12 protein-coding genes and 1 pseudogene are annotated in these 11,917 nt (G+C 69.7%); 7 read left to right on the top strand and 6 right to left on the bottom strand.

The features are described 5' to 3' along the window. Positions 1-673 (bottom strand): annotated as a pseudogene (locus ABNG04_RS05505) (KaiC domain-containing protein); the annotation flags it as partial. Positions 674-820: 147 nt separating this feature from the next. On the opposite strand from ABNG04_RS05505, the gene ABNG04_RS05500 reads away from it, so the two are divergent. Genes ABNG04_RS05500 through ABNG04_RS05490 form a run of 3 tightly spaced genes read left to right on the top strand, consistent with a single transcriptional unit; the run spans position 821 to position 2,967 of the window. Further along, positions 821-1,648, top strand: coding sequence for an NAD(+)/NADH kinase (locus ABNG04_RS05500; RefSeq protein ID WP_371160734.1), 828 nt, complete (start codon positions 821-823; stop codon positions 1,646-1,648). Positions 1,649-1,694: 46 nt separating this feature from the next. Next, positions 1,695-2,222 (top strand): hypothetical protein, encoded by a 528-nt coding sequence (locus tag ABNG04_RS05495; protein WP_371160732.1) that lies wholly within the window; start codon positions 1,695-1,697, stop codon positions 2,220-2,222. A 49-nt stretch (positions 2,223-2,271) separates the two neighbouring features. Beyond that, a complete protein-coding gene (locus ABNG04_RS05490) occupies positions 2,272-2,967 on the top strand; it encodes a VTT domain-containing protein (protein ID WP_371160730.1) in 696 nt (231 codons plus the stop codon). Between the two features lie 350 nt (positions 2,968-3,317). On the opposite strand, the gene ABNG04_RS05485 is transcribed toward ABNG04_RS05490, so the two are convergent. From ABNG04_RS05485 to aspS, 3 genes are all read right to left on the bottom strand, one after another. Beyond that, on the bottom strand, positions 3,318-4,025 hold the full coding sequence (locus ABNG04_RS05485; RefSeq protein WP_371160728.1) for a DUF4382 domain-containing protein: 708 nt from the start codon (positions 4,023-4,025) through the stop codon (positions 3,318-3,320). Position 4,026: 1 nt separating this feature from the next. Next, a complete protein-coding gene (locus tag ABNG04_RS05480; RefSeq protein ID WP_371160726.1) occupies positions 4,027-4,341 on the bottom strand; it encodes a hypothetical protein in 315 nt (104 codons plus the stop codon). A gap of 242 nt (positions 4,342-4,583) precedes the next feature. After that, positions 4,584-5,888 carry an aspartate--tRNA(Asn) ligase gene (gene aspS, locus ABNG04_RS05475; protein WP_371160724.1) on the bottom strand — a complete coding sequence of 435 codons (1,305 nt, stop codon included), beginning with the start codon at positions 5,886-5,888 and terminating at the stop codon, positions 4,584-4,586. Between the two features lie 541 nt (positions 5,889-6,429). On the opposite strand from aspS, the gene ABNG04_RS05470 reads away from it, so the two are divergent. Then, on the top strand, positions 6,430-6,762 hold the full coding sequence (locus ABNG04_RS05470; protein WP_371160722.1) for a hypothetical protein: 333 nt from the start codon (positions 6,430-6,432) through the stop codon (positions 6,760-6,762). Positions 6,763-6,791: 29 nt separating this feature from the next. Here the strand turns inward: ABNG04_RS05470 and larC are convergent, their stop codons facing one another. Next, complete coding sequence (gene larC / locus ABNG04_RS05465) at positions 6,792-8,201, bottom strand: nickel pincer cofactor biosynthesis protein LarC (protein ID WP_371160720.1); 1,410 nt, start codon at positions 8,199-8,201, stop codon at positions 6,792-6,794. Positions 8,202-8,273: 72 nt separating this feature from the next. Continuing rightward, on the bottom strand, positions 8,274-8,462 hold the full coding sequence (locus tag ABNG04_RS05460) for a hypothetical protein (protein ID WP_371160718.1): 189 nt from the start codon (positions 8,460-8,462) through the stop codon (positions 8,274-8,276). A gap of 223 nt (positions 8,463-8,685) precedes the next feature. On the opposite strand from ABNG04_RS05460, the gene ABNG04_RS05455 reads away from it, so the two are divergent. From ABNG04_RS05455 to ABNG04_RS05445, 3 genes are all read left to right on the top strand, one after another. Then, complete coding sequence (locus ABNG04_RS05455) at positions 8,686-10,908, top strand: CDC48 family AAA ATPase (RefSeq protein ID WP_297887896.1); 2,223 nt, start codon at positions 8,686-8,688, stop codon at positions 10,906-10,908. A gap of 63 nt (positions 10,909-10,971) precedes the next feature. Beyond that, positions 10,972-11,184, top strand: coding sequence for a hypothetical protein (locus ABNG04_RS05450; protein WP_371160715.1), 213 nt, complete (start codon positions 10,972-10,974; stop codon positions 11,182-11,184). A 75-nt stretch (positions 11,185-11,259) separates the two neighbouring features. Beyond that, positions 11,260-11,793 carry a DUF5815 family protein gene (locus ABNG04_RS05445; RefSeq protein ID WP_371160714.1) on the top strand — a complete coding sequence of 178 codons (534 nt, stop codon included), beginning with the start codon at positions 11,260-11,262 and terminating at the stop codon, positions 11,791-11,793. Positions 11,794-11,917: the final 124 nt, after the last annotated feature.

The raw sequence follows: 11,917 nt of genomic DNA, 5'->3' as shown, positions 1-11,917 counted from the left end.
CCCTTCGGCGGGAGCCGCCGGTCCCGCTGTCCCCGCGGCTCCCGCCGAAGGGATCGTCCGCGCCGAACGCGTCGCTCCCGCCGCCGGACCCGCCCTCCGGGCCGGGGGCGCTGCCGGCGCTCGCGTCGAGGCCGGTCCCGCCGCCGAAGGGGTCATCCGCGCCGAACGACCCGTCGTCACCGCCGACCTCGCCGAACGCGTCCGCGGGCACGCCGTCGGCAGCCGGGTCGTCGCCGGACCGGCCCCCGCCGAACGGGTCCGCGTCGTCGGTCGCGTCTCCCGAGGGATGGGTCTCGCCGTCGCCTCCAGCGTCGTCGCCGCCAACCTCGTCGTCTCCCGCGCCGCCGCCGAAGGGGTCCCCGTCGCTCGCGCCCGACTCGCCGACCGCACCGCCGAACGGGTCGGCGGAGTCGGACTCGTCGCTTGACGCGCCCAGTTCGACCGCCGGATCGTCGAACTCCCGCTCCGCGACGCCGCCGTCGGGAGCGTCGGTGCCGTCCGCCGCGCGGTCCGCGTCCGGCGTCTCTTCTGCGGTTCCCTCAGACTCTCCGGCAGCATCAGTCGCCTCCACCTCGCCGTCGGACCCGCGCTCAGCCTCTCCCACCGGCCGCTCGTCGGACTCTTCGTCGGTCTCGCGCAGCGCGCGCTCGAACCAGTCGTCCTCCTCGCTCATCGTTTCCGCCGCCCGTGGGGGGTCGACATGGCCCGAGCAACGCGGTCAAGCGGCTTGAAACTTTCCGGCGAGCTCTCGCGCGTCGAGAACTCGGCGGGGTTCCCCGATGTCCGCACGCTTTTATCCGGGGATTGGAATGGGTTCTCCATGGAAGTGGGTATCGTCGCGCGAAAGGGGAGCGAGCGGGCCGCGTCGCTCGCGGCGACGCTCCGGGACGTCGTCGTCGACGCGGGCGAGGCCGTCTGGCTCGACAGAGAGACCGCCTCGGCCCTCGACGCGGGCGACGACGCGCGCGCGGTTGACGCGTTCGGCGACTGCGACCTCGTCGTCGCGGTCGGCGGCGACGGGACCTTCCTCTTCGTCGCGCGCAACGCGGGCGACACGCCGATCGTCGGGGTGAACCTCGGCGAGGTGGGGTTCCTCAACGCGGTCCCGCCCGCCAACGCGGCGACCGCGCTCCGCGCCGAGATCCGGGCGTTCCGGAACGACGGACTCGACGTCCGCGAGGCCCCGCGACTCGCCGCCAGCGCCGGCGACTGGACGTCGACGCCGGCCGCGAACGAGGTGGTCGTCCAAGGCGAACGCCGCGGTCCCGGCGGCGGCATCGACTACGAGGTGCGCGTCGACGGCTCGCGCTACGCCGGCAGCCACGCCGACGGCGTGCTCGTGGCCACGCCGACGGGGTCGACCGCGTACAACCTCTCCGAGCGCGGCCCCCTCGTCCACCCGGCGGTGGAGGGGCTCGTCGTCAACGAGATGGTCGCCGACGAAGGGATGCCTCCGCTCGTGGTCGACGCGGACGCGACCGTGACGGTCGCGGTCGCGGACGACGCGGGGGCGACCGTCGTCAGCGACGGCCGCGACACCGCGACGCTCGACGGGCCGGTGGAGGTGACGATCGAGCGCACGGCGCCACCGATACGGATCGCCGGCCCCCCGTCCGACTTCTTCGAGGCGCTTGGAAAACTATCGTGACCCGCGCGCGCGAACTCCGACAAGTGACCGACCGGAGGGTCCCGAAATGAACGTTCCACTCGGGTTAGCTCCGTTCGCCGGGCAGTCGCGCACGGAGCACGCGCTCGTCGTCGCGGGCGGGACACTCGCGTGCCTCGTCGGCTACGTTGGTGCGGCCGCCGCGTTCTTCGGCGTGGCCGCGCTGGGCCACGGCGAACCCGTCGGTCCGCAGCGTGTCGCCGGCGTCTTTGCCTCCTTAACCTGCTGGGGCTTCTACGCGCTCGCGTTCGTTCGGGGGAAGGGCGGCCCGGTGACGGACGTTCTCGCGTATCCCATCGCGACGGTGACGATCGTCCCGTTCGGGTTTCGCTGGATCGCCTTCGGTCCCGCGTGGGACGCGCTCGCCGACCGGATCGGGTTCTTCCTCTTCCGTCCGGCGCTCTTCGTCGACGTCGCTACACTCGTCGTCCCCGGACTCGTTCTGTGCGCCGGGATCCTGACCGCTTGGGCGAGCCTCCTCGGCCCAGAAGCCGTGAAGGCGTGGCAGCGCGAACACCTCTCTGAGCCGTTCCGCGAAGCGTTCGTCGAAGAGTGAGAACGTTGGACCCACAAAGCGTTTACGGGACGCCTGCCGACGCGAGAGCGTGAATCGCCGTTCGAGGCTCGGGCGGTACGCGCTCGCCGGTGTCATCGTCGCCGCGCTGGCGGCCGTCACGCTCGCGGTCTCCCCCGAGGCGGCACTCTCGCGGCTGCGGTGGCTCGCGACGGACCCGATCCGCTTCGGGCTCGCCGTCGTCGCGCTCGCGGCCGTGCGGCCGCTCCTCGCCTGGCCGACGACGCTGCTCGCCGTCGTCGTCGGCTTCGGGTACGGCTGGCTCGGGACGCCACTCGCGCTCGCGCTGGTCGTCGCCACCGCGCTGCCGCCGTACGCGCTCGCCCGGGCGGGGCGACTCCGCCTCGGGGACGACAGGGACGCGGCCGGGGGCTCGGGGGTCGCCGCGCAGTTCTGTCGCGCCGGCGAGCGCTTCGCGGCGGAGTCCGGGAGCCTGCGCGCCGTGGCGGGGACGCGGCTCCTACCGCTCCCCTCCGACGCGGTGACAGTCGGGGCCGCGGCCGCCGGCGTCGGCGTCCGGCCGTTCGTCTTCGGGACCGCGCTCGGCGAGCTGCCGTGGGTCCTCTCCGGAGTCGCGGTCGGCGTCTCGCTCGATCGACTCACTGCGGGCGGCGGGTCGTTCGTCGACCCGACGGTGATCCTCGGGATGGCGGCGGTCGGCGTGCTGGTCCTTGCCGGGCCGCTCTACCGCACGCTCGCGGGGCCGGACGCCGCCTCTTCGACCTGATCCGATCTTCGATCAGAAGAAGCTCGGGCGCCGCCGGGACCGTCGATCGGTGGAGGAGCGGGACCGAGCGGAGAACGAGACGGACCGAAAGTCGCGGGGACAGAAGAACGCGATGACCGCCCGAGCGTCGGTCGTCGCGCGGGCGATCGTGCGGGCCGTGTGCCTCTGACAGCAGACGGGTGCTCTGGTTCGGGAACCGCTCGCAGCGGCGCGCGCATTCCCCCGGTCCCCGAATCCCGGGAACCGATCCCAGCCCTGACCCCGGAACCGCGGGACGCGCGGCGCTCGCCCGACGGCGAGCAACCGGACGCGGGCGCGGCTCCAACGGGGGACCGAGGGGGTGTGGCGCCTTACGAGCCGCCGTCGGTCGAGTTCTCGCCGTCGGCGTCGCCTGACTCCTCGTATTCGACCTCGATGCCGCTCGGCACCGGCCGGAGGAGGTAGCGACCGTTCCCCCGGAGCACCGGCGCGAAGTCCGCGGTGAACGTCGTCCGCGTGTCCTCGCGGATCTCGAACTGTTCGTTGAACTTGAGGGGCGCGTTGCCCGGCAGGTCGACGGCCGCGTCGCTCCCGTCGGTGAGCGTCCCGTCGGCCGACGACACGTCGAGCTGGAGGTACGGGTACTCGCCGGTCTGAAGCTCTCGCTCGTCGATCAGCTGCGTCTCGCCGTTCTGGAGTTCGACGAGGTCCGCCTCCTGCGACTCGTCGAACTCGTAGTACTCGCGACCCTCGGGCTCGTCTTCCGCGTCGTCGGTCTCGTTGCCGTCGGCGGTCCCGTCTCCGCCGTCGCTCTCGTCGTCCGTGTCGGTCTCGTTCTCGCCGTCGGCGTCCTCCTCCGGTTCGGCCCCCTCCGGACCGAGCCAGAACCCGTCGACGGTGACGACGAGCGACTCGAAGTCCGCGATGTCGGCCGGCTGGTCGGTCACCTGCGTCGCGAGCGTGCCGGTCGCGCGACCGACGCAGCCGGCGAGGCCGGCCGCGCCGAGGGCGGCGGCTCCGGTCGCTTGGAGGTAGGTCCGCCTGTCGAGCGCGTCGAGGTCTGGCGTACGGTTCGTCACGTTACGCATCCCCCTCGCCGTCGTCGGTCGATCCGTCCTCGGCGTCGGTTCCGTCACCCTCGCCGGCGCCGTTCCCGGCGATGTCGCTCACGGTCTCGCCGAGGTCGTCGACGCCGCCGGAGAGGAACTCGTTCACGCTATCGAGGATTCCGCCGACGAAGTCCGGAACTTGGCTCGGGAGGTCGCTCGGCGGGCCCGCGTCGCCCGAGGCGTTGTCCGGGCCGGGCGTCGCCGCGACGGCACCGACGGCCGCGCCGGTCCCGATCAGTGCCACCGTGGCCAGCGCCACAATCAGCGTCGTTCGTATCGCACTCATGACGACTCCCCTTCGGAGCGCTACACGGTTTAATGACCCAAGCCGTTCAGCCGAGTTAGGCCCGATTTAACTCGGTTTAATCGGCGGAAAACGGGCTGAACAGCCAGATCGGCGCGTGTCGGGGGGTACATAAAACCACAATCGAAACGACCGCGGTCGACTGCGCGCCCGCGGACCACGACCGACGGGAGCGGACGACGAAAGACTGGCGCAGCCGAGAAGCGAGGAGGCGTTCGAACCGACTACGGCTCCAGCCGGTTGGGGTCGCGCGGGAACATGATCGCCTCCTTGATGTTGTCGAGGCTGGCGACCTTCTGGACGAGGCGGTCGATGCCGAGCCCGTAACCACCGTGCGGGGGCGTGCCGTAGCTCAGCGCTTCGATGTAGAACTCGAAGTTCGCGGTCTCGACGCCCTCCGCCTCCATGACCTCGACCATGCGCTCGACGTCGTGTTCGCGCTGGCCGCCCGAAGAGAGCTCCTGGCCCTTGTAGATGAGGTCGAACTTCCGGGAGGCGATCTCGTCGTCCGGGACGTCCTGCATGTAATAGAACTTCTCGTCGGGGTAGCCGACGACAAAGAACGCGGGGTGGCCCTGCTCCTCGAAGTGCTCGCCCAGCAGCTTCTCTCCCTTCGTGTCGAGGTCGGTCGGGTCGTCAGGGAAGTGGCCGAACTCGGTCTCGAGGATGTCGAGCGCCTCGTCGAAGGTGATCCGCGGGAAGTCGTCCTCGGGGACCTCTAAGTCGACGTCGAGGAGGTCGAGCTCGCGGCCGGCGTTCTCGGCGACCTCGCGGAGCGCGTAGCGGAGCGACTCTTCCTGGACGTCCATCACGTCGTCGTGGTCGTCGATGTACGCCAGCTCCACGTCGAACATCGCGATCTCGGAGACGTGCCGCGAGGTGGCGAAGTCCTCGGCGCGGAACGCCGTGCCCGTCTCGTAGACGGCCTCGTAGCCCGAGGCCATCAACATCTGCTTGTACAGCTGGGGGCTCTGCGAGAGGAAGGCGTCCTGGTTGTAATAGAGGATCGGGAACAGCTCCGCGCCGCCCTCGGCGCCGCCCTTCGAGATCAGCGGGGTCTTGATGTCGACGAACCCCTCGTCTTCGAACCACTCCTCCATCGCGGTGATCAGCTCGGAGCGGAGGGTGAACACCGCCAGCGTCTCCGGCTTCCGGAGGTCGAGCGCGCGGTTATCGAGCCGGGTCGATAGGTCGACCTCGATGTCCTTCGAGATCTCGAGCGGGAGCGGGGACTCCGCCTCGTCGATGACCTCGTACTCGGTCGGCGCGATCTCGACGCCGCCGGGCGCCTGGTCGCTCTCCAGCGGTTCGCCGACGACACGGACCACGTCCTCGGCGCCCACATCTTGGACGGCCTTGAACAGCTCCGGCTCCCGCTCCTCCTTGAAGACGATCTGGATGAGTCCCTCGCGGTCGCGCACGATGAGGAACACGAGGCCCCCTAGGTCGCGGATCTCGTGGACGTGGCCGGCGATGGCGACCTCGTCTGCGTCCGGTTCGACGTCCGACGTGTGGATTCGCTCGATCATGGCGGTGTCTGCTTGTCCGCAACTGGTCGGGGAGCCGTCATAGGCCTGTCGTCTCGCCGTCGACGGAACCAGACGCGCGCGGCCGCTCGGCGGGATTCTCGGCGGCTTGGGCGACGAACGCACCGTGGCATGTGGTCGCATAACTAACATAATTTTAAGTCGAAACCGGTCCAGAACGTGAACAACGGCGCTCCCCACGCCGCGGAACCGATCATGACCCGCTCCACCCTCTCGACGCTCGCGCGGTCCGAGAGCGTCGCGTTCCTCGGGTGGATCGGGTATTCGGCTCCGAACCCACGGTCCGTCCGCCCGACCGCGTGACGCGCGTCGGCTGGGGAGGATTTCCCCGGGACGGACCATCTCCCGTTCTCTCCAGCCGCCGCTGTCTCGTCTCGCGCGTCGAGCCGACGACCACTCCCTCGCGAGCGCCGCCGTCGGCGATCCCCGCCGTCGGTGCGTTCGGGGCCGCGGACCGGCTCGTCCCGGACTTCGAACCGGGACGTCGACCGGCCGCGCCGCGTTCGACTCGCGGCGAGGGCGTATGGCGGCAGCCATCCACACGCCGTCGGTCGAGGCCACGGTGACCGTCCGCGTCTCGCAGGCGGCCACCGGCGACCTCGTCGCCGGCGCACGAGCACAGATCGAGCGAATCGACGGCCTCCGCGTCGAGGAGATCGAGATCGCCGGCCTCCGGCCCGGCCTCAACGACACCACGGTCGAGGCGGTCGCGACCCTCTCGGTCGGCCAAGAAGCGGGCACCGAGGCAGACCCGGACGCGACCGAGGAGTTCGTCGTCGACCACGTCCGCGAGCGCCTCGCCGACGGCTTCGGCGTCGACCCCGAGCGCGTCGAGCGGGTCGACCCGCCCGACTGACGGGGCGGCGGGGGCGTCTCCCGAATAGCTCACTCCTCCGCGATCCGTTCCCGCACTTGGGCTTCGGCGCGCCGAAGCACCCCCCGGATCGAGAGGCCGGTCGCCTCGGCGACCGCGGCAGCGTCGTCGTACTCCCCGCTGACGTCGTACACCGACCCGTCGGTCGTCGAGGCGACTTTCACGTTCACCTCGTGAACCGCCTCGTCGACTCGGATTTTCGCCGTCTCGAAGTCGCGGTCGGCGATCCAGCGGTGGCTCGCGCCCGACTGGCGCACTCCGAGCGTCCCCGTCTCGCGGGCGAGGCGCTCGGCGACAGCCTCGGCGTCCGCCGGCTTACAGATCACCTTCACGAGGTGGCCGGGCCGCGATTTCTTCATCGTCGTCGGGACGATCGTGACGTCCCGCGCGCCGGCCCGCGAGAGGGTCTCCTGAAGCCCGCCGAGCACCTCCGGCGCGGCGTCGTCGAGGTTCGTCTCCAGGACGGCGATGTCGTCGTGGACGAGCGACCCGTCGGTGGAATGATCGCCGTGCGCGTGGTCGGCGTCGCGTTGCTCGCGATCGTCGTCGGATCCGGGATCTCCCCCGTCCCCGACGAGTGCGCGGAGAACGTTCGGGTGGCGCTCGAAGTCGGCGTCGCCCGCGCCGTAGCCGGCGCGCTCGACCGACAGATCCGGGACCGTGTCGACGCCGTCGGCGATCGCCCCCAGTATCGCGGCGCCGGTCGGCGTGAGTAGTTCGCGCTCGATGGGTCCGCCGACGATCCGGAAGCCGGTCCGAGCGGCGATCTCCGTCGTCGCCGGGGCGGGGACCGGGTACGTGCCGTGGCTCATCTCGACCGTGCCGCCGCCGGTCGCGACCGGCGTCGTGACGACTCGGTCGGGGTCGAGGTCGGCGAGCAACAGCGCTGCGCCGACTATGTCGGCGATCGCGTCGTCCGCGCCCACCTCGTGGAAGTGCGTCTCGTCGAGGTCGGTGCCGTGGACCGACGCCTCGGCGCGGCCGAGCAGCTTGAAGGCGTCGAGCGCGGTCGCCTCGACAGCCGGGACGAGGCCCATCGACTCGACCAGATCGACCACTTGGGGGTAGCTCCGGTGGACGCCGGCCCCCTCGGCCGGGTTGTCGGATCCGGCGACTTCGCTGTCGTGGACGTGGTCGTGTTCGTGGCCGCTGTCGTGGTCGTGTTCGTGCCCGTGACTGCTCTCGTGATCGCACCTGTGGCTGCTGTCTTCGCAGGTTTCCGTCGGGCCGTCATCGTCGACGAGGACGTCGACCGTCGTCGCGCGGATCCCGTTCTTTTCGACCTCGCCGACGGCGTACCGAACCGGGAGCGCGTCGCTCACGGGGGCGAGCACGTCGGGATCCGCCCCGGCGGCGATCAGCGCGGCGCAGATCATGTCGCCGGCGGCCCCGGTCCGACCGTCGAAGACGAGCGTTCGCATGCTGGTTCCGACGCGACTGGCGGACAAATACCTCCGGATTCGATCGCGGACGGGCGGCGAGCGTCGGCCGAGTTACACACCTTGGTCGGCCGCGAACAGGTACAGTTCGCCGAACACCAGCAGCGCCACCACCGCGAGCGGGACGGCCAGAATCCCGGCGACGCCGAGCGCATACAGCGCTGCCCCGACGAGCGCGCCGGCGAGGAGGAAGGCGAGCCGAGCGAGGAGGGACCGCATGGGACCGGAGAGGGAGTCGAACACGCCGGAAAGTCACCTCGAACGGGCAAAAAAACGTCCGTTGCGGTCGCCGCAGATCCACGGCGAAAACGCACGCTTACGACGAGGTTTTAAGAACGGACACCTAACCGTGCTATATGATAACACAACCTGCCGCGGTCGACGCTCGCTCGGCGCGGAGCGGGGGCACGGGCAACAGGCTTATTCCCGGACCGGGTCCAGATACGAACATCCCCCGCGAGGAATCATGAACGAAGTTCAACTCGAAGTGGCGAAGGCGTACCCCAACGACTCGGGGCGCGGCATCGCCCGGCTCGACCCCGACACCCTGCTCCATCTGAAGCTCTCGCCCGGCGACATCATCGAGATCGAGGGCGCGGAGACGACCGCCGCGAAGGTCTGGCGCGCGGACCGCCAGGACTGGAACACCGACACGGTCCGCGTGGACGGCTTCACCCGTCAGAACGCCGACGTCGGCATCGGCGAGCGCGTCACCATCCGGAAGGCGGAGGCGGAGAAGGCCGACAAGCTCGTCTTGGCCCCGCCCGAGGAGGCGTCGGTCCAGTTCGGCTCCGACGCCGCCGGCATGGTGAAACGCCAGATCCTCAAGCGCCCGGTCGTCGAGCGCGACATCGTGCCGGTGATGTCGTCGACGAACCACCCGTTCATGCGCTCGCCGGGCCAGGCGATCCCGCTGATCGCGGTCGAGACGGAGCCCGACGGCGTCTGTCTCATCACCGAGGACACCGAGGTCGAGCTGCGCGAAGAACCGATCTCCGGGTTCGAAAAGACCGGGGGCGGCATCACGTACGAGGACATCGGCGGCCTCCAGTCGGAGATCCAGCGCGTCCGCGAGATGGTCGAGCTGCCGATGAAACACCCGCAGATCTTCTCGAAGCTCGGCATCGAGCCGCCGCAGGGCGTCCTGCTCCACGGCCCGCCCGGCACCGGGAAGACGCTGCTCGCGAAGGCCGTCGCCAACGAGACGTCGGCGTCGTTCTTCTCGATCGCCGGCCCCGAGATCATCTCGAAGTACTACGGCGAGTCCGAACAGCAGCTCAGGGAGATCTTCGAGGACGCGAAAGAGGAGTCGCCCTCGATCATCTTCATCGACGAGCTCGACTCCATCGCGCCCAAGCGCGAGGATGTCACGGGTGAGGTCGAGCGGCGCGTCGTCGCGCAGCTGCTGACGATGATGGACGGGCTAGAGACCCGCGGGCAGGTGATCGTCATCGGCGCGACGAACCGCGTCGACAGCGTCGACCCCGCGCTCCGCCGCCCCGGGCGCTTCGACCGCGAGATCGAGATCGGCGTCCCCGACGAGGTCGGCCGCAAGGAGATCCTCCAGATCCACACTCGGGGGATGCCGCTCTCGGACGACGTGAGCCTCGACCACCTCGCCGACGAGACGCATGGCTTCGTCGGCGCCGACATCGAGAGCCTCACCAAGGAGGCGGCGATGAAGGCGCTGCGGCGCTACCTCCCGGAGATCGACTTAGACGAGGAGGAGGTCCCGCCGAGCCTCATCGACCGGATGATCGTCAAGCGCGACGACTTCTCGGGCGCGTTAAACGAGGTGGAGCCATCGGCGATGCGCGAGGTGCTCGTCGAGCTGCCGAAGATATCGTGGGACAACGTCGGCGGGCTCCAAGATGCCAAACAGCAGGTTCAGGAGTCTGTGGAGTGGCCGCTCACCTCGCCGGAGAAGTTCGACCGCATGGGCGTCGACGCGCCGAAGGGCGTGCTGCTGTACGGCCCGCCCGGCACCGGGAAGACCCTGATGGCGAAGGCGGTCGCCAACGAGACGAACGCGAACTTCATCTCGGTCCGCGGTCCGCAGCTGCTCTCGAAGTGGGTTGGCGAGTCCGAGAAGGCGATCCGGCAGACCTTCCGGAAGGCCCGGCAGGTGAGCCCGACGATCATCTTCTTCGACGAGCTCGACAGCCTCGCGCCCTCGCGCGGCCAGGAGATGGGCAACAACGTCTCCGAGCGCGTCGTGAACCAACTCCTAACGGAGCTCGACGGGCTAGAGGACATGGGCGACGTGATGGTCATCGGCGCGACCAACCGCCCGGACATGATCGACCCCGCGCTGCTCCGCTCTGGCCGCTTCGACCGGCTCGTGATGATCGGGCAGCCGGACCAGGAGGGCCGCGAGCAGATCCTCGACATCCACACCGAGGACACGCCGCTCGCGCCCGACGTGAGCCTCCGCGAGATCGCCGAGATCACGGACGGCTATGTCGGCTCCGACCTCGAAGGGATCGCCCGCGAGGCCGCAATCGAGGCGCTGCGCGACGACGACGACGCCGAGGATGTCGAGATGAAGCACTTCCGGCGTGCCATGGAGTCGGTACGCCCGACGATCAACGACGACATCCTCGCGTACTACGAGGACGTCAGAGAGCAGTTCAAGGGCGGCGGCGGCGAGTCCCTCCGTGACACCGGCGGCCGGATCGGGTTCCAGTAACGCGGTCGGCCGGCGGCCGCCTCCGGGGGGCATTTTTCCGTTTTCGCGCGCGTAGTATGAACCATGCCCGACGACGTGACCGTCGACGTGGAAGTCGAAGTGGAGGTGGACCGCGACGAGCTCGAGGTCGATCGGGACGACGCCGAGTCGATCGAGGCGACCTACGAGTCGAACGGGATCGAGATCGAGGTCGAAGCCGAGGTGGAGACGCACGGCGTCGACGACGCTGGCGACGAGGGCGGCGGGGACGAGGCCGACGACGCGGAGTTCGCGTAGCGAGCTCGCCGGTTTCCAGGTCGACGCACCGACCCGTTCCGCTCCTTTTAACCTCGACAGCGACTAAGCGGAGCCATGTCCCAACCCCGCGTCCCCGGCGGCGACGAGAACGCGCTGGAGCTACCCTGCGGGGAGACGATCGGCGTCGGCGAACTGGACCTCGGCATGCGCGAGTACGAGTGCGACTGCGGCGAGACCCACGCGGTCGTGATGGACGTCCACCCGCCGGAGCGGTTCCTCCCGGACTTCCTCGTCGAGGTGCTCCGCGAGGCCATCGAGACGACAAGCGAGGAGATGCCGGAGTTCGACACGCCACATCTGCTCGGCGTCGTCTTAGAGGAGTTCCCGGAGGCGGTCGTCGCGCACGACGCCAGCGAGAACGCGGACGTGGGGTACGCGATGGCGTGGGTGACGGAGTTCGACTCCCGCCGACTCCATGAGATCGTCGTCGAGCTCGTCGTCGAGCTGATGGAGCACGCCGTGAGCCACGCCGACGACGACGAGGCGCTGTCCGCGTTCGAGCAGGAGATGGTCGAGTTCGACGTGAGCGAGTTCGTCGAGCAGTACCGCGCGGAGCGCGACCTCGAGGCCGAGGACCCCTACGCCTGAGACGCGATCTCGCCGCGTCGCCGACCGCCGGGAACCGCTCAAACTCCGGAAAACGACGGGTTCGAGGCTCGTGTCAGACAGCCGTCCGACTTCTGTCTCACTGAACCCTATATGTTCGGAGAAC

This window comes from Halorubrum miltondacostae (genome assembly GCF_041379815.1).
In the GTDB taxonomy this organism is placed as follows: Archaea; Halobacteriota; Halobacteria; order Halobacteriales; family Haloferacaceae; genus Halorubrum; species Halorubrum miltondacostae.
The sequence above is the reverse complement of the archived record's forward strand: the minus strand, read 5'-3'. Positions and strand labels throughout refer to the sequence as shown.